The following is a 17,297-nucleotide window of genomic DNA, read 5'->3' on the forward strand; positions in this document are numbered from 1 at the left end:
GTCTTCAAGTATATCGCTTAAAATAAAAGAAAATGGGTAGCCCGGCTGGATTGCCAGAAAAATCTGACAGATCGTCTCAAATACTGTTTTTTATGCCGGACGAACTGGGATAAGGAGGCGGTGAAGGTCGTCGTTGCCTGACACCATGTCATGAAGTGTGTGTTTGTCCATTTCGGCAAGAAAAGCGTCTAACGCATTCGCGATGGCACTTTTCAGGCGACAGGCAGGGGTAATATGGCAATTATCTGTGCCACAGTTGACAACTTGCAATGGCTCTAAGGCTCTGATCACATCGCCGACTACAATAGACGTTGCAGGCTTACCAAGTCGGATCCCACCGTTCTTTCCGCGCACGGCTTCCACATAGCCAACCTGACTCATACGGTGGATTATCTTCACCATATGATGACGGGACACCCCATACTTCTCAGTGACCACGGTAATGCTGGTCAGCTCTCCAGGAGGCAGCATAGCCAGATACATTAGCGCCCTGAGGCCATAATCTGTAAAACTGGTTAATTGCACGTTTTCAAATCTCCTTGCGCGCATTGTACATCGAACTGATTCAAAAGGCGCGCGTGTGCTCAGTTTCTTTTATCGCCACTCTTCGCTTCAATCTCTTGCTCTAAGTCGGTCACACTTTTTTGTTGATCTAAACATATATTTCAGATACAACTTTAAACATGCATTTCAAATGACACTTTAAAATACAGATAAGGGTATATCATGCTCAGCACCAAAACTATTGAGATTGTAAAGTCGACCGCTCCTTTGCTTGCCGAAACCGGACCAAAACTCACGGCTCATTTCTATGACCGTATGTTTGCTCGCCACCCCGAGCTCAACGATATTTTCAACATGAGCAACCAATTTTCAGGTGCGCAACGTGAGGCACTGTTCAATGCCGTACACGGTTATGCTGCCAATATTGATAACTTGCCAGCACTGCTGCCTGTGATTGAGAAAATCGCGCAAAAACATGTAAGTTTTAATATCACCCCTGAAATGTATGCAATTGTGGGTGAAAACCTACTGGCAACCATTGACGAGCTTTACTCGCCAGGTCAAGAAGTACTAGATGCATGGGCTGAGGCTTACGGCGTACTGGCGCATGTATTCGTGACACGCGAAGAAGAAATCTATCAGCAAAGTGAAACCTCGCAAGGCGGTTGGCGCGGTACTCGCCCATTCGCACTTGTAAGCAAAACACCAGAAAGTGAGGTGATCACCAGTTTTGTGTTTGCTCCGCAAGACGGGCTACCTGTCGCTCATTACACCCCAGGTCAATACATTGGTATTTACCTCACACCGGAACAATTTGCGAACCGCGAAATCCGTCAGTACAGCTTGTCTTGTGCGCCAAACGGCAAACAGTATCGCATCTCGGTCAAACGTGAAGCGCAAGGAACCGTTTCAAACTATCTGCACGATCACCTTAATATTGGCGATGTGGTTGACCTCGCGCCGCCAAGCGGCGACTTTTTCTTCCAATCTGACATCACAACGCCTGTTGCACTGATCTCTGGCGGTGTTGGCCTAACACCTATGTTGGCAATGCTAGAAAGCTTGAGCGGTCAACACAATGCCGATATCCAATGGTTGCATGCCGCCGAGCATGGAGAGCAACATGCCTTTGGTCAGCACATCGATAACCTGGTTGAGCAACATGGTAATGCACAGCGCAACGTCTGGTATCGCGAACCAAAAGACAGCGATCAACGCGGTCAGCATTATGATCATAAAGGCATGATGGATATTAGCAAGGTGTCAGCGCTTACCGAAGACAGCCTGCGTCACTTTTACTTATGTGGACCGGTCGGTTTTATGCAGTCAATCGCCAAGCAGTTAACGGACTCAGGTATCACCAAAGATCGTATTTTTTACGAATGCTTTGGCCCACACAAAGTCCTCGACTAACTTCATTCATGACAAAATACAACGCCCTGCAATAGCAGGGCGTTTTTGAATTCATAGCAAGTTAAGATCACCAATAGGTATCTCGTCGTTTCGCTCTCGCTATCACGTTACGTGGCATTTTGTTTTCCAACGCCTGTCGAAGCATCGCGACTTTTTGATGCGTCGATTGATCGGCAGTGATGGTGTGATAAAGCCAACGATAAGCATCTTCATAATCCAGTGGGCTGCCGTAATCAGCCACCAGCAATTCTGCCAATTGAAGCCTTGCTCGCATATTGCCCAAAGACGCCGCTTCACGAAGATAAGGAATCGCACGCTCTTTGTCTTGTTGCACCAAAGTGCCTAAAGAGTAATATCGCCCCAGTTGTTCCAACGCTGCTGGTAGGCCTTGTTGCGCGGCCAACTGCATGTAGTAAACACCTTGCTCGACATCACGATCGACACACACTCCCCACGCTAACATGTCACCGTAAAGGAATTGATAAGAGGGTAATTCAACACGAATAGCACGCGCTTCAATATCTTGCAGAAGCTGGCATTCGTCTTCTTTGACTTTCTTAAGATGGCTGTTGCTTTCAAACAGACGGATCAACTGCGTTTCATCATATACAGGCAATGCAGGGCCAAGTTCTGCTTTTGCAGCTGAACTAGCCAACATGATTGATATAAATAAGATGCGCAGTTTCATGCATACCCACTTTAACGATGATTGTTAAGAGACTGTGTGTCTTGCATAACTTGTATCGGCAACACCTTGCCTAACTTTACCCTTTTTACGGCGAAATTTTTCCGCACTGGAATATGAACAGTATAGAGTCGTTTGAGCAAAAAAAAACCAGCCACGAAGGCTGGTTTTTTTCAATCTAGAACCGATTAAGACGAGAAAGGCTGAACCTTAATGATCGTCTCGTTGCGGTCTGGGCCAGTTGAGATGATATCAATTGGCACACCAGTCAGCTCTTCGATACGTGCAATGTAATCGAGCGCTGCTTGTGGCAGTTCGTCGATAGATTTCGCACCGAAGGTCTTTTCGCTCCAACCAGGAACGGTTTCATAGATTGGCGTAATATTTTCATACGCATCAGCAGCCATTGGCGATACTTCAAGAACCGTTCCGTCTGGCAGTTGGTAACCCGTACAGATTTTGATTTCTTCCAAGCCGTCCATCACGTCCATCTTGGTCAAGCAAAAGCCTGAGATAGAGTTGATTTGAACTGCGCGGCGCATTGCCACTGCATCAAACCAACCAGTACGGCGTAGGCGACCAGTTGTCGCGCCAAACTCGTGACCAACTGTACCCAGGTGCTTACCGATTGGATCTTGTTTTTCTAGGCCATCGTAAAGCTCAGTCGGGAAAGGACCTGAACCAACACGGGTGCAGTATGCTTTCGCGATACCTAGGATATAACCTAGGTGACGTGGACCAAAACCAGAACCTGCAGCAACACCACCAGCGGTTGTGTTAGAAGAGGTTACATATGGGTAAGTACCGTGGTCGATATCCAGAAGTGTGCCTTGTGCACCTTCGAACATGATCTTGTCGCCACGCTTACGCGCATCGTCAAGTTCTTGAGTCACATCGATAACCATGCTGGTTAGTACGTCAGCTTGTTCCAAAATCTTCGCAAGCGTTTCTTCGTAGCTAACAGGCTCAACTTTGTAGAAGTGCTCCAACTGGAAGTTATGGTACGCCATCACTTCCTTAAGCTTCTCGGCAAACGCTTCTTTGTCGAACAAATCGCCAACACGCAGACCGCGACGAGCAACTTTGTCTTCGTAAGCAGGACCAATACCACGACCAGTAGTACCGATAGCTTTCTTACCACGAGCAGCTTCACGAGCAACGTCGAGTGCAATGTGATAAGGAAGAATTAGCGGACAAGCTTCTGACAGGAACAGACGTTCACGAACTGGAAAACCGCGCTCTTCGAGGCCGCCCATTTCTTTCATCAATGCGTCAGGAGACAGAACAACACCGTTACCGATGATGCACTTAACGTTGTTACGAAGAATGCCAGAAGGAATCAAATGCAGAACGGTTTTTTCACCGTCGATAACGAGAGTGTGACCCGCATTGTGACCGCCTTGGTAGCGCACCACGTAATTTGCGTCTTCAGTTAAAAGATCGACGATCTTACCCTTACCTTCGTCACCCCATTGAGTGCCGAGAACGACTACGTTATTACTCATCTTTTCCAGTCAGTTGCTGATTAAAACGGGATTCTAGCACCTTCATTTAAACGTTGCAGTCATTTTTTAACCGTCGTCCCGAACATGTTAATCAGGCTGTCACAGTTTTTTGCTCTGTTCATTTACTTGGACGGCCACATCATATATGCGATGACAATACCTGCTACAACCAAGCATCCGCCTATGCGACGAAGCGTTGTATCCTGTAGTTGACTCATTTCCTTGACCATATTTCGCCATTTGTTCGGAACAAGCATGGGGCCTAAACCTTCAACAACCAGTACCAGGCCTATCGCTAATAACAACTCTTTTCCCATAAAACACCTCAAATTAGGGGCAAAAAAAAGACAAGGCGCGATGCCTTGTCTTTCATTTTTACGATTAACGCCACACTATTTCAGGTTAACGTTTGGCTCTTTCATGTACTGGAAGAACTCGCTGCTTGGGTCAACCACTAGGATGTCACCCTTATTGCTAAAGCTCTTCTCGTAAGCTTGCAGAGAACGTATGAAGTTGTAGAACTCAGGTTCTTTATTAAAAGTACCTGCGTAGATATTCGCAACTTCTGCGTCTGCTTCACCACGTGTTACACGGGCCGTTTTTTCTGCTTCAGCAAGAATGGTTGCCACTTCAAGTTCAGATTGAGCACGGATGACTTCCGCTTTCTCACGACCTTGTGAACGGTGGCGACGCGCTACCGTTTCACGCTCTGCACGCATACGCGCGTAGATAGATTCACTGATCTTGTCTGGCAGGTTGATTTTCTTGATACGAAGGTCAATCACTTCAATGCCAATATCATTGGCACTTTGTTGCACTTCGTCCAGAACATCCGCCATGACTTGCTCACGCTTCTCAGAGACGATTTCTTTAATGGTCTTCGAACCAATTTCAGCTCGTAGGCCATCAGACACTTTACGTTGCAACAACGCTTCAGCAGTCAAACGGTTACCACCACCTGTTGACAGGTAATATTGACCGAAATCTTGAATACGCCATTTAACGTAGGAGTCGATGATCACATCTTTTTTCTCAGATGTAACGAAGCGGTCAGATTGATCGTCCATGGTTTGAATACGTGCATCAAGGATCTGAACGCTATCAAACACTGGCACTTTGAACTGCAAACCTGGTCCGTAGATTTTCGCCTGATCGTCTTCCGCTTTCAGAATTCGACCAAAACGAAGCACAATTCCACGCTCGCCTTCATCAACCACAAACACTGACATCAAACCAACAACGATCGAAACAATAATCAGAGGGATTAATAACTTACGCATAATTAGTATCTCCCCTGACGCGTTGTCGTTGGACTAGAACTTGGGCTAGGCACTCCAGACGGGCCTGACGCTTCCAATTCAATACCGTATTCAATCGCATTGGTATCAGAATTGGTACGAGGTTGAGGCGCTTGATTCATCAACTTATCCAAAGGCAGATACAGCAAGTTACCACCGCCCGCTTGTGAGTCAATCAGTACCTTGCTGGTGTTGCCATAGACTTGCTCCATGGTTTCCAGATAGAGACGATTACGCGTCACTTCAGGTGCAGCCTGATATTCAGGAAGCAGCTTTTCAAACTGCGCCACGTCACCTTCAGCTTCATTGACGGTTTTCTCACGATAACCCAACGCTTCCTTCTTCAGACGCTCAGCTCGACCCGTTGCCTTAGGCAAAATGTCGTTACTGTAAGCTTCTGCTTCTTTGATGTAGCGTTCTTCATCTTCTCGCGCTTTGATTGCATCATCGAATGCATCCTGAACTTGTTCCGGAGCTCGCGCGCCTTGTAAGTTCACATCAACAACCAAGATACCCATATCGTAACGGTCGATAATACGATTGATTTCCGTCTGAGTTTTTGTACGGATCTCTTGACGACCTGTAGTCAGGATATCATCCATCACCGCATCACCAATGACCGCACGCAGCGCTGAGTCAGTTGCCTGACGTAGACTGTCATCCGCATTAGTTACCGAGTACAGATACTTTTCTGGATCTGCAATGCGATACTGAACGTCCATATCAACGCTCACAACGTTTTCATCTTTGGTCAGCATTTCGCCTGAACTACGCAAAGAACGAATCGCTTGGACATTGACGGTTGTGACTTCATCAATGAAATTTGGTTTCCAGTTCAGACCAGGCTGAACAATGCGGTTGTACTCACCGAAGCGCAATACAACACCACGCTCAGCTTCACCGATAGTGTAAAAGCCTGTCGCGCCCCAAATAACCACACCCACAACGGCAACTACGCCCAAACCAGCAGCACTGCTGCCAAAAGATGGTCCTTTACCTTTACCGCCACCAAACAAACCACTCAGTTTGCGGCTAATTTTACCAAACACCTCATCGAGGTCCGGCGGTCCTTGGTCACGACCTCCGCGATTACCCCACGGATCTTTGTCCTGACCGCCATTATTTCCTGGCTCATTCCACGCCATTAGAGCACTCCATCAATATGATATGACGATAGTTTTTATACTGTAACAGTCTGTTAGTTGACGATAAAGTCGCCTAACTCGCTGCCTTCCCGTTTTCTTAACCTTAGCCAATCGGCTTGAGGTAAGCGCACATCGATCAGCAAATGTCCGTCCTGATCGTATTCTTCTTGCAAAATACAACGCAACCGACAGAATTTACTGTGCATTCTGCCAATGGCCGAAGGTGGAATACGTAAGCGATAGCTTACCATAGTCCCCGCCAGCCTTTCGGTCAGTGCCTCAAAAAGAAGATCTATACCCCGATCTGCAAGCGCTGATACCCAAACAATTCTTGGGACGCCTTCATCATCACGTTCGATACGCGGCAATGCATCTTCCATATTATCGATCTTGTTCATCACCAACAGAGTTGGTACTTCGTGTGCATCAATCTCTTCAAGAACCACATTAACTGCGTCAATGTTCTCCCGGAAACGATCATCACTAGCATCGATGACATGGAGCAATAGCGTCGCTTCTTGCGTCTCTTTGAGCGTAGCTTTAAATGCCGCAACGAGATCATGGGGCAAATGTCGAATAAATCCAACGGTATCTGCCAAAATAACGTCGCCAACATCTTCCACTTCGATCTTACGCAATGTCGGGTCAAGCGTTGCAAACAGCTGATCAGCTGCATAAACACCGGCATCCGTAATGCGATTGAACAAAGTAGATTTGCCTGCATTGGTGTATCCCACCAGCGAGACAGTCGGCACTTCAGCGCGATTTCTTGCGCGTCGCCCCTGCTCTCGTTGTTTGGCGACTTTATCAAGTCTACGCAAAATCGCCTTGACGCGATCACGTAACAAACGACGGTCAGTCTCTAGCTGAGTTTCACCCGGGCCACGCAAGCCTATACCGCCTTTTTGACGTTCTAAGTGCGTCCAGCCTCGAATAAGTCGAGTCGATAGATGACGAAGTTGCGCCAGTTCTACCTGCAACTTACCTTCGTGAGTGCGGGCTCGCTGAGCAAAAATGTCCAAGATTAGGCCGGTGCGATCAAGCACACGACATTGAATTAACCGCTCGAGATTTCGCTCCTGCGCAGGTGATAGCGCATGGTTGAAAATGACGATTTCTGCCCCGGTCATCCGGACGGCATCTGCGATTTCGAGGGCTTTACCTTCACCAACGAAGTATTTGGAATGCGGGGATTGTCGGCTGCCTGTAATCGTTTGCAACCGCGTAACCCCCGCTGACGATACCAGCAATTCGAGTTCGCTGAGATCTTCCCATTCGCCTTGTTGGGTGAAGTTGATATGAACTAAAACAGCCTGTTCACCGGCTTCGTAACGGTCAAACAAGCGATCAACTCCTTACCAAAGGATTGTTACTCCTCAGTCTTATCTTGCTGACGCTCGCCTGCTGGGCGGTCAGTAGGATTGTTATGATGATGATTCACTGGGCGAGCAGGGACCACGGTAGAAATCGCATGCTTGTACACCATTTGGTTGACGGTATTTTTCAGCAGGATCACGAACTGGTCAAAAGATTCAATCTGGCCTTGTAGCTTGATACCGTTTACCAAATAGATAGAAACAGGTACACGTTCACGGCGCAGTGCATTGAGAAACGGGTCTTGTAGAGATTGCCCCTTAGCCATTTTTAATTTTCCTTATTGGTTTGTAGTTGTATTAGCAACAAAAAGATCAACAACGCCGCTTACAACAATCCAAGTATACCCTGCTCAAACTGCGATCAGGTTAAACACTTTGTGACTGTTTGTAACGATAACGGCACGTCGTCGCTATCAAGCCATGTCAAATTGTCCCAGCTACGAAGCCAGGTAATTTGACGCTTGGCTAACTGACGGGTGGCACACACACCACGATAGACTGCATCATCAATAGAGCAGCTACCCGCCAAATAATCCCACATCTGTCGGTAACCCACGCACCGGATCGAAGGCATATCTGAATTCAAATCGCCGCGATCGTAAAGCGTACGAACCTCCTCCTCGAAGCCAGCTTCCATCATCTTTTGGAAACGTAACTCAATTCGGCGATGTAGCTCCCCCCTTTCCTTAGGGGCTATTGCAAATTGGTGAACCTCATATGGCAATGGTTCACCTTTGGTTTCGGTCAACTCAGTCAGAGTTTTACCCGAAATACGAAAAACTTCCAGCGCTCTCGACAGTCGCTGAGGATCATTCGGATGAATCCTCGCTCCTGCGACAGGATCGATACTGCACAACTCGTCATGCAGTGACTGCCAACCTCGCATCTGCGCTTCCTGCTCAATAGTAGCTCGGATCGCCTGATCCGCAGGAGGCAAAGGTGACAAACCTTCCAATAATGCTTTGAAGTAAAGCATCGTACCACCAACTAAAAGCGGAATTCTCCCTTTTGCGACAATGTCCGCCATTTCTCGCAGCGCATCGGCGCGAAAATCAGCCGCGGAATATGCCTCAGAAGGATCGAGAATATCGATCAATCGATGCGGCGCTAATGCCAATTCATGCGCATTAGGTTTAGCGGTGCCAATATTCATATCACGATAGATCAATGCGCTATCGACACTGATGATATCGACGGGGAACTGTTGTCTTAGCGCGATAGCCAGATCGGTTTTACCCGATGCGGTCGGCCCCATTAAGAAAATTGCCTTAGGCAAAGCGTTAGTCATGTTTGAATGCTTCTATTGCCGTTGCCACATCGACCGGACGCAGTAACGTTGAAAAATGCGCTGCTAGCTGATCCTGCCAACAGTGTTCTAACTCAGTGATCAGTGTAATGGCTTGCGACAGGCCGTAGTCGTCTGTTTTTTGCGTCGCTTGTACTGCCAACCAATCCATCAGTTGTTCCTCAGAAAGCACATCTTGCTCCCCTTTCTGCGCTAAAACATCCAAAAGTGCAGGAACAAAGTGCTGCAAATTGTGTTTGCGCAGCGGCTGACACACCGCCATCACCATAATTTGCGAAGACGATTTCTTTCGGATAACAATACCAAACTGCTGAAGCAGTGCATCATATTGTGCTAATAATTTGATTTCTTGCGCTGACGCTGGCAAAGCCTGCGGGATCAATAGAGGTTGGGCTTTTAACCCTTCCGAAGAGGCAAAGCGCATCTGACCAAGTATCGAAAGATACGCTGCCGCATCTAAATCCAATAGTGCGAAACCATCTATGCGCTGCAACAGCAAATATTTTGATGAGACAATCGCCAGTGCTTTGCCCAATCCTTTATCAACATGGCCGACTGAAATCGGCGTTTTTGAAAATGCTTTGGGAGGCTCAGCGACTTCATGTTGAGTAGGAACAACAGGGGTTGTCATTAGCGCCTTATAAGCGCGTTGCTCACTGTACGATGGCGCTGCTTCACCAAACCGCGCTTTGGTTTCACCGCGATGAGTATTGGTTTTGCTCGTTGTATCAGACTGTGCTCGCCACTCTGTCCCTTCGGACTGTCCCGGATATCTCGAATCCACATTGGCTTCGGCTTTTGAGTAGGCACTTGAGTCAGACGAAGGAGACGTACCTTCAACTGAACGAGAAGATGCGAAGCCTCGCGGTTCGGCTGTCGACGAAATTGTCTTCGTCGGCATTGAGATTGAAGAGGTAGACGCCGAACGATGTGCTGGCGAATCAAGCTGAGTACTGTCAGTTGCCGTTTCATATTCACCCGCTTCTGGGTGTGAATATTGAGCGTCATGCGCCTGCTCTGCTGCCACTTGCATCAATGCATCAGCAACAGCCTGATAGATAAAATCATGCACCAATCTCGCTTGATGAAAACGCACTTCATGCTTGGCTGGATGGACATTCACATCCACTTGATGAGGGTCAATATCGATATAAAGCACATATGCGGCGAATTGATCAGAGCGCAGTGACGCCTCATAGCCTTGTCGAATAGCATGATTAATGAGTTTGTCTTTCATCATGCGCTGATTAACAAAACAATGCTGAATATCGTTTTGGGCGCGCGCACCTTGTGGTGTGCATATCCAGCCACGAAGGGTTAATCCTTGATGCTCAAGGCTCACCTCGACGGCCGTTTTAACAAACTGACTGCCACACGCGGCAGCAAGTCGACGTTCGCGCTGCGCATCATTAGTGGCGGCACGATATTGACGCACCATCGTCCCGTTGTGACGCAATGTAATGGCCACATCAAAACGGCTTAACGCAATACGTTTAAGCAATTCATCAATGTGGCTAAATTCAGTTTTATCCGTGCGCAGAAACTTACGACGTGCGGGTGTATTAAAGAATAAATCCACCACTTCCACGGTTGTCCCTACAGGATGAGCAGCAGGTTTAACCTGAACCGCCATATCTCGCCCTTCTGCATAGGCAGACCACGCTTCTGTTTGTTGCTGCGTGCGAGAAGTCAGTGTCAGACGGGAAACAGAACTAATACTGGCGAGCGCTTCACCACGAAAACCAAGGCTAATGATGGCTTCAAGATCGTCAAGGCAGGTGATTTTTGAGGTTGCGTGACGACTAAGCGCTAACTCCAACTCATCTTTGTTAATACCCGAGCCGTTATCACGAATACGAATGAGTTTGCTGCCGCCTTTTTCGATATCAACATCGATACGTGTCGCACCCGCATCAATGCTATTTTCGACAAGCTCTTTAACCACAGAAGCTGGCCGTTCAACGACTTCGCCTGCTGCAATCTGGTTCGCCAGACGAGCAGGTAATATCTGAATCGTCATGCTTAGCTCCCGGGAATAATCAAGGTTTGACCGACCGCCAACTCGTCTGAGCGTAGCTTATTGACGTTACGGATACTGTCGACCGTCACGCCATAGTTACTGGCGATTTTACCCAGATACTCCCCGCGTTTCACTTTGTGCTGTTTGTTCTTCGGTTTAATACCGACCACTTTTAACTTCTGGCCCACAGCCAACTCATCAGAACGCAGCTTGTTCGCACTACGTATACTGGCGACCGTCACGCCGTATTTCGACGCAATTTTGCCAAGGTATTCACCGCGGCCAACAATATGGAGTTTGGTGACCGTTTTACCCGATGAGGTTTTGGCTCCGCGTTGAGGTGCTGTAGGCTTAGATGACGTCGACGCTAACGTACCTAAGTTTACGTTAGGCACACTCAACACTTGCCCCACTCTCAACGAGTTAGACTTGAGGCCATTTGCGGCCTTAATTGCAGACACTGTACTGCCGTATTTCTTAGCAATAACGGATAGAGACTGACCGGGTGTCACTTTGTGCTTCACGCCGTTTTTACGAGCAGCCATTAAGGTGCCATCTGGCGGAAAGTCTTCAAAATAGGTCAATACCCCTTTGAATACCGCGTTGGCAATTTTTTGCTGATGACCAGAACTCAGCAGAAGCCTTTCTTCTTTCGGGTTAGTAATAAAACCCGCTTCGACCAACAAGGATGGAATGTCGGGAGATTTCAGTACTGCAAGACTGGCATGTTCAGGGCTGGATTTATGCAGCTTTGTCACTTTCCCCATTTCCTTCAATATGCGAATCGCGACGTCATACCCTTCTTTTTGCGAGTTACTAAATTGCAGGTCGAGCACCGCACGACTGAGATATTCGTCTTCGTTGTCATCAAGTAATGCGCCACCGCCAAGCAAGTTAGATTGCTCTTCATGCTTTTCTATCCAACGACCAATTTCATTGTTTGCGCGACTACGCGACAACACCCAGACGGATGCACCGCTAGGTTGAGGCTTGTGAAAACCATCCGCATGAATAGAAACGAGAAGATGCGCACCATGTTTACGGGCAATTTCAGAGCGCTTGTTCAGATCAACAAAGTAATCACCATTTCGCGTCAGTACGGCTTTTAATCCTGGCGTCGCATTTATCTTTTGAGCAACGCGGCGTGCAATGGAGAGAGTGACGTGTTTTTCGTATTTACGCTTTGGCCCCACGGCGCCAGGGTCATTACCACCATGGCCGGGATCAATCGCAATAATGATGTCATCCGTCCCAAACGGCAAGGCGGCTTGAGCTTCTGAAGGTTTCGGTTTTTTCGCCGGCGTCACAGCAATAACTTTTGCACTGTGTGGTAGATCAATAACCAAACGGTGGCCGTATTCACCACCAGGTGCAAGCGCGAATATCCGAGGAGTACTTTTGTTTTTCAGCTCAAAAACAAGGCGATAACCCCCTTTTTTAGCCGGATTGCTTTTACGGATTTTGGTTAAGATTTTACTGTCGCTGATGGTTTTCGGCAATGTCATGCCCAGCGATGTATCTTTGATATCCACCACCAGACGATCAGGCTTAGTTAGCGTAAAAAACGAATAGGCGGGTTCACTCGCCATATCCATCACAACTCGGGTTTCATCAGGTGCTGGCCAAATACGCACATTTTCGAGTGAATTCGCCCATGCTGAGGTCATCAACCCCAGCCAACCTATGATCCCTGCTAACACGCCAAGCCAACGCATAAATCTATTTCCACTCCAACGTATCAATCAGAGCTTCACCGACATCGGTATTGGCTTTCACCTGTACCGTTCGCTGCTCACCGTTATATTTCAGTGTGATATCGAGATCAGGTTCTGGCAATAAACCTTCACCTTTTTCCGGCCACTCCACCAAACAAAGCGCGTCAGGCGTGAAGTAATCACGTATCCCCATAAATTCAAGTTCTTCAGGATCGGCCAAACGGTAGAGGTCGAAATGGTAAACCTGCCAAGAGGCAAGCTGGTAGGGTTCGACGAGTGTATAAGTTGGACTCTTTACGTTACCTGCATGGCCAAGAGATTGAATAAAGCCGCGCGAAAACGTCGTTTTCCCCGCACCTAAATCTCCATGTAGATAAATCGTAGTTTGCTGTGAACACGCTGCTGCGAGTGCCGCACCAAACGCCACTGTTGCCTGCTCATCGGCAAGCTCAGTATTGATCATTATTGTCATGTTTCTCACTGCTTTATTGTTTAACGGTCAATCGCCGTCAAATCTGCATTTGTTCTATGTTATTTCCTAGCAAAGGTAGCAAGTCGCTGGCCAATAGACCACGCGATCCATGCTGCGCTGCGATATCTGCAGCATAACTGTGCAGAAACGCGCCAAACCTTGCTGCATCTTCAAGAGATTGAGATTGCGCCAAACAAGACGCTATCACGCCCGTTAACACATCCCCCATTCCACCTGATGCCATGCCGGGGTTTCCTGCATGGATGACAAAGGAGTGAACGCCATCATAAACGATTGTGCCTGCACCTTTAAGCACCACCACGCCACCGTAGCGATTATGTATTTCTTTGACGGCAGAAAACCGATCCCGTTCAATTTCTTCAACACTGAGATTCAATAATGTTGCGGCTTCTCCCGGATGAGGAGTGAGTATCCAATTATTTTGCTGGTTTTGGCGTTGATTTCGACAAGGATCCCTCGAAAGCAATGTTAAACCATCAGCATCGATCACCATCGGCTTACAACTCTCAAGCGCCGCATCAAACACTCGCTTTGACCAAGCAGATTGACCCAGCCCTGGGCCAAGTGCAATCACATCAGCCCAAGTGAGTATTTCGTTCAGTGCTTTACTGCCTCGCTTTTCTTCCCATTGCCGAGTCATTAACTCAGGTTGGCGAGCCAATATCGCGGTCACATTCGTTTCATGGGTTAACAATGCCACCAGTCCCGCCCCCGTTCGCAATGCAGCCTGACCACACAAAATAATCGCGCCACCTGTCCCTTTTTCACCGCCGATACAAAGAAGGCGCCCGAAATGACCTTTGTGGGCACTTTGGCAGCGAGTGGGTTCCAATTGCCGCGCTTGCTCTGAACAGAGCAGTGTAACTGAAGAGGGGATATGCGCTTCAAACGCTTGACCTATATCCAGACCATCAAAAATTAACTCGCCGCAATGATCCACCGCTTTTCCAGTAAAAAGCCCCTGCTTCAATGCGACAAACGTCACCGTGATGTCGGCGCTCACCGCACCGCTAAGCACACCGCCCGTATCAGCATGCAATCCGCTCGGGATATCAACAGCAAGGACAGGCGACGACGAGGCATTAATCGACGCAATAGCATCACGATAGCACCCCGACACATCCCGTGATAAACCGGTACCAAGCAGCGCATCAATAATCAGATCACGGGGTTCATCGGGCAAATCCCCCGTTAAGATCGTCCCACCTTGTTTTACGAAGGCTTGCTGCGCTAACAAGGCATCGCCTGTGATCTTAAGAGGGTCGCAGGCAGACCAAAGGGTCACATTTAAACCCGCTTCAAGCGCTAATCGCCCTACCACATAGCCATCGCCACCATTATTACCACTGCCACAACAAATCAGGATCTTATCCGCTTCAGGCCAACGCTGACAAAGTACGTTAAACACGGCGAATCCCGCATGCGTCATTAAATCGTACATTTTCACACCAAGATCCGATGCGATCTTGCGTTCTCCGTCTCTAACCTGATCCGATCGATACAGGGAGTGTGGTAAACTTGCCGTCATCTTCAGCTATCCATCCTGATCTTATGTCTGACTCTCGATCTCTATCGTCGATCAATTTTAACCAACTTGCTGAAAATATCAGGCAATGGGGGCGTGAACTAGGTTTTCAGCATATTGGTATTACCGATATTGATCTCCGTCAGCATGAAGCCCAACTTCAACGATGGCTTGACGCTGGTTATCATGGCGAAATGGATTGGATGGCGCGCCACGGCATGATGCGTGCCCGCCCACAAGAGTTGGTTGAAGGGACTATTCGCGTCATCAGCGCGCGTATGGACTATCTGCCACCCAATGCGGGGTTTGCCAAAACGCTCGACGACCCTTCGCTTGCCTACATTAGCCGCTACGCGCTTGGCCGTGATTACCACAAGCTGATCAGAAACCGACTGAAAAAATTAGGCGATCGCATCTCACAAGAAGTCGGACCGTTTGGCTACCGCCCATTTGTTGATTCCGCCCCTGTGCTGGAGCGCCCTCTGGCGGAAAAGGCAGGACTTGGCTGGACTGGCAAACACTCGCTCTTACTCAGTAAAGAGGCCGGTTCATGGTTCTTCCTCGGCGAGCTATTAGTAGATTTGCCGCTTCCTGTGGACGCGCCGCAAGATAACCTCTGTGGGAAATGCGTTGCCTGCATGACCTCATGCCCAACCAATGCCATCGTTGATAATACCGTGGTAGATGCGCGACGCTGTATTTCTTATCTCACTATAGAGCTTGATGGCCCTATTCCTGAGGAGTTTCGCGTTGCTATGGGTAACCGAATTTATGGCTGTGACGACTGCCAGTTAGTCTGCCCTTATAATCGTGAGGCTGAACTCACACAAGAAGCGGACTTCCACGGTCGACCAAGTTTGGTTCAACAATCATTAAAAACGCTTTTCAGTTGGGATGAATATACATTTTTAAAAGAAACTGAAGGCTCTGCAATTCGCCGTATAGGCCACGAAAAATGGCGCAGGAACCTGTCAGTTGCGATGGGGAACGCACCTTACGACCCAGAAATTATTGAGCTTTTACAAGCAGCTAAAAGTTTCTCTGCTATGCTTGATGAGCATCTCGATTGGGCTATCGCTCAGCAAGTCGAGCGCAAAAAGGAAGCAGCGATTAGTGTACAGCCCGCTTCAACTAAACGGCTAGTCCGAATAGTCCAAAAAGGTTTGCCTAGAGACGCATAAATCATGCAAATCTTGACGAATTTACCAGTTTTCAATCGATAAAAGTTCAAAAATAAGACACAGATTCACTTCTGCTGCGCAATGTGGAAAACATTTTCAGTACGCCATAAATCAGTGCATATCAATAAAGTTAAACACAATCTGTGAATAATCTCGGCGTGATGTCACGTAAGGTGACAAGGTTGGGGATAAACGCTTGAAAAGTTATTTCTCGAAAAACACTAACCCAATAAAAACATACAGTTATACAAAAGCTCATGCACAAGCATGAGTTATCCACTGATCATCTTCCGAGCAGGTAACTCTGCGAAAGGTCACACCTTCAAATATTCATCAACGGCTTTACCCACAACTTGGTCGCTGTGGATAACTCTGTGAGAAACATATAAATGCGAACAACTATGCCTCAGTGGCATAGTAGGAATTACTTTAGTATTCAGATTTTAGCTGGGCTAGACCTTGCCCTGAGATAATGCTTCACAGCATTAAAGACAACGACTCGCTGTACCCTACATATAACTGGTACATATTCCGCGAAGTGTTGATGCTTACAGACGATTTACTGTAAGAAATTGAAACGAAACACAAGGCTTCTTGTATCTCGTGCCTCTGAAGTATCAGAAGCCTAAATTGGAGCGACACACGAGGCTCGAACTCGTGACCTCAACCTTGGCAAGGTTGCGCTCTACCAGCTGAGCTAGTGTCGCATTAAAGAGCGTCCGAATGACTTCGGCAATTTTTGAAGCGATTGCAAGGTAACTTGCGTTTCGCACTTCCGACATATCGAAAGGTATCAATTTGGAGCGACACACGAGGCTCCCGATCTTCAAGGCTTAGGCGTGACCTCAACCTTGGCAAGGTTTCTTGCGTGTTGCGCTTCCGACGTATCGAAAGGTATCAATTTGGAGCGACACACGAGGCTCGAACTCGTGACCTCAACCTTGGCAAGGTTGCGCTCTACCAGCTGAGCTAGTGTCGCAAGGATCATCTGACGATCATCACATGATCTTTAAATCTTATTGTTCCCGCAAACTTTGTTCGGTGTGCTTTCGCTATACCGTATGTTTGCTCTCTCACTAAGAGAGATTGGAGCGACACACGAGGCTCGAACTCGTGACCTCAACCTTGGCA

At 47.8% G+C, this 17,297-nt stretch carries 15 protein-coding genes and 2 tRNA genes; 2 read left to right on the forward strand and 15 right to left on the reverse strand.

The genetic code is table 11. The annotated features are described in order from the left end of the window. Nucleotides 1-90 precede the first annotated feature (90 nt). Complete coding sequence (nsrR, locus tag A1OO_RS01375) at nt 91-525, reverse strand: nitric oxide-sensing transcriptional repressor NsrR (protein ID WP_016959105.1); 435 nt, start codon at nt 523-525, stop codon at nt 91-93. Between the two features lie 201 nt (nt 526-726). On the opposite strand from nsrR, the gene hmpA reads away from it, so the two are divergent. After that, entirely contained in the window at nt 727-1,917 is a 1,191-nt protein-coding gene (gene hmpA / locus A1OO_RS01380) for an NO-inducible flavohemoprotein (protein WP_017005275.1), read from the forward strand. A 67-nt stretch (nt 1,918-1,984) separates the two neighbouring features. Here hmpA and motX read toward each other — a convergent pair whose 3' ends face one another. The 12 genes from motX to A1OO_RS01440 all read right to left on the reverse strand — a co-directional run bounded on the left by motX (nt 1,985) and on the right by A1OO_RS01440 (nt 14,988). Then, nucleotides 1,985-2,605, reverse strand: coding sequence for a flagellar protein MotX (motX, locus tag A1OO_RS01385; protein WP_017005276.1), 621 nt, complete (start codon nt 2,603-2,605; stop codon nt 1,985-1,987). Between the two features lie 185 nt (nt 2,606-2,790). Then, the gene (locus A1OO_RS01390) at nt 2,791-4,107 is read right to left on the reverse strand and encodes an adenylosuccinate synthase (protein WP_016959108.1); all 1,317 of its coding nucleotides are present in this window, start codon (nt 4,105-4,107) and stop codon (nt 2,791-2,793) included. A gap of 122 nt (nt 4,108-4,229) precedes the next feature. Then, nucleotides 4,230-4,424, reverse strand: coding sequence for a DUF2065 domain-containing protein (locus A1OO_RS01395; RefSeq protein ID WP_016959109.1), 195 nt, complete (start codon nt 4,422-4,424; stop codon nt 4,230-4,232). 75 nt (nt 4,425-4,499) lie between these two features. Then, the gene (gene hflC, locus A1OO_RS01400; RefSeq protein WP_016959110.1) at nt 4,500-5,387 is read right to left on the reverse strand and encodes a protease modulator HflC; all 888 of its coding nucleotides are present in this window, start codon (nt 5,385-5,387) and stop codon (nt 4,500-4,502) included. A gap of 2 nt (nt 5,388-5,389) precedes the next feature. Continuing rightward, complete coding sequence (gene hflK, locus A1OO_RS01405; protein WP_016959111.1) at nt 5,390-6,550, reverse strand: FtsH protease activity modulator HflK; 1,161 nt, start codon at nt 6,548-6,550, stop codon at nt 5,390-5,392. Nucleotides 6,551-6,603: 53 nt separating this feature from the next. Continuing rightward, nucleotides 6,604-7,893: a ribosome rescue GTPase HflX gene (gene hflX / locus A1OO_RS01410; RefSeq protein WP_016959112.1), complete on the reverse strand. Its 1,290-nt coding sequence runs from the start codon at nt 7,891-7,893 to the stop codon at nt 6,604-6,606. Between the two features lie 26 nt (nt 7,894-7,919). Beyond that, the gene (gene hfq, locus A1OO_RS01415) at nt 7,920-8,192 is read right to left on the reverse strand and encodes an RNA chaperone Hfq (protein WP_016959113.1); all 273 of its coding nucleotides are present in this window, start codon (nt 8,190-8,192) and stop codon (nt 7,920-7,922) included. Between the two features lie 95 nt (nt 8,193-8,287). Next, nucleotides 8,288-9,214, reverse strand: coding sequence for a tRNA (adenosine(37)-N6)-dimethylallyltransferase MiaA (gene miaA, locus A1OO_RS01420; RefSeq protein ID WP_026024106.1), 927 nt, complete (start codon nt 9,212-9,214; stop codon nt 8,288-8,290). After that, nucleotides 9,207-11,252, reverse strand: a complete 2,046-nt coding sequence (gene mutL, locus A1OO_RS01425; RefSeq protein ID WP_016959115.1) for a DNA mismatch repair endonuclease MutL — start codon at nt 11,250-11,252, stop codon at nt 9,207-9,209. The genes miaA and mutL overlap by 8 nt, the downstream gene beginning before the upstream one ends. Before the next feature lie 2 nt (nt 11,253-11,254). Then, the gene (locus A1OO_RS01430) at nt 11,255-12,967 is read right to left on the reverse strand and encodes an N-acetylmuramoyl-L-alanine amidase (RefSeq protein ID WP_017005277.1); all 1,713 of its coding nucleotides are present in this window, start codon (nt 12,965-12,967) and stop codon (nt 11,255-11,257) included. 4 nt (nt 12,968-12,971) lie between these two features. Next, complete coding sequence (gene tsaE, locus A1OO_RS01435; RefSeq protein ID WP_035008755.1) at nt 12,972-13,439, reverse strand: tRNA (adenosine(37)-N6)-threonylcarbamoyltransferase complex ATPase subunit type 1 TsaE; 468 nt, start codon at nt 13,437-13,439, stop codon at nt 12,972-12,974. Between the two features lie 37 nt (nt 13,440-13,476). Then, complete coding sequence (locus A1OO_RS01440) at nt 13,477-14,988, reverse strand: bifunctional ADP-dependent NAD(P)H-hydrate dehydratase/NAD(P)H-hydrate epimerase (RefSeq protein ID WP_017005279.1); 1,512 nt, start codon at nt 14,986-14,988, stop codon at nt 13,477-13,479. A 50-nt stretch (nt 14,989-15,038) separates the two neighbouring features. Here A1OO_RS01440 and queG point away from each other — a divergent pair, with 50 nt between their 5' ends. Continuing rightward, nucleotides 15,039-16,166: a tRNA epoxyqueuosine(34) reductase QueG gene (queG, locus tag A1OO_RS01445; RefSeq protein ID WP_139124399.1), complete on the forward strand. Its 1,128-nt coding sequence runs from the start codon at nt 15,039-15,041 to the stop codon at nt 16,164-16,166. 631 nt (nt 16,167-16,797) lie between these two features. Here queG and A1OO_RS01450 read toward each other — a convergent pair. Both A1OO_RS01450 and A1OO_RS01455 read right to left on the reverse strand, forming a co-directional pair. Next, nucleotides 16,798-16,873: transfer RNA gene (locus A1OO_RS01450), tRNA-Gly, on the reverse strand. Nucleotides 16,874-17,069: 196 nt separating this feature from the next. After that, a tRNA-Gly gene (locus tag A1OO_RS01455) sits at nt 17,070-17,145 on the reverse strand. Between the last annotated feature and the right edge of the window lie 152 nt (nt 17,146-17,297).

It is taken from the genome of Enterovibrio norvegicus FF-33, from assembly GCF_000286835.2.
GTDB classification, from domain to species: domain Bacteria; phylum Pseudomonadota; class Gammaproteobacteria; order Enterobacterales; family Vibrionaceae; genus Enterovibrio; species Enterovibrio norvegicus_A.

Excerpts from the sequence above, each read along its gene's own strand:
- hmpA (WP_017005275.1), top strand. The coding sequence starts at position 727 with ATGCTCAGCACCAAAACTATTGAGATTGTAAAGTCGACCGCTCCTTTG.
- motX (WP_017005276.1), bottom strand. The coding sequence starts at position 2,605 with ATGAAACTGCGCATCTTATTTATATCAATCATGTTGGCTAGTTCAGCT.
- A1OO_RS01390 (WP_016959108.1), bottom strand. The coding sequence starts at position 4,107 with ATGAGTAATAACGTAGTCGTTCTCGGCACTCAATGGGGTGACGAAGGT.
- A1OO_RS01395 (WP_016959109.1), bottom strand. The coding sequence starts at position 4,424 with ATGGGAAAAGAGTTGTTATTAGCGATAGGCCTGGTACTGGTTGTTGAA.
- hflC (WP_016959110.1), bottom strand. The coding sequence starts at position 5,387 with ATGCGTAAGTTATTAATCCCTCTGATTATTGTTTCGATCGTTGTTGGT.
- hflK (WP_016959111.1), bottom strand. The coding sequence starts at position 6,550 with ATGGCGTGGAATGAGCCAGGAAATAATGGCGGTCAGGACAAAGATCCG.
- hfq (WP_016959113.1), bottom strand. The coding sequence starts at position 8,192 with ATGGCTAAGGGGCAATCTCTACAAGACCCGTTTCTCAATGCACTGCGC.
- miaA (WP_026024106.1), bottom strand. The coding sequence starts at position 9,214 with ATGACTAACGCTTTGCCTAAGGCAATTTTCTTAATGGGGCCGACCGCA.
- mutL (WP_016959115.1), bottom strand. The coding sequence starts at position 11,252 with ATGACGATTCAGATATTACCTGCTCGTCTGGCGAACCAGATTGCAGCA.
- A1OO_RS01430 (WP_017005277.1), bottom strand. The coding sequence starts at position 12,967 with ATGCGTTGGCTTGGCGTGTTAGCAGGGATCATAGGTTGGCTGGGGTTG.
- tsaE (WP_035008755.1), bottom strand. The coding sequence starts at position 13,439 with ATGACAATAATGATCAATACTGAGCTTGCCGATGAGCAGGCAACAGTG.
- A1OO_RS01440 (WP_017005279.1), bottom strand. The coding sequence starts at position 14,988 with ATGACGGCAAGTTTACCACACTCCCTGTATCGATCGGATCAGGTTAGA.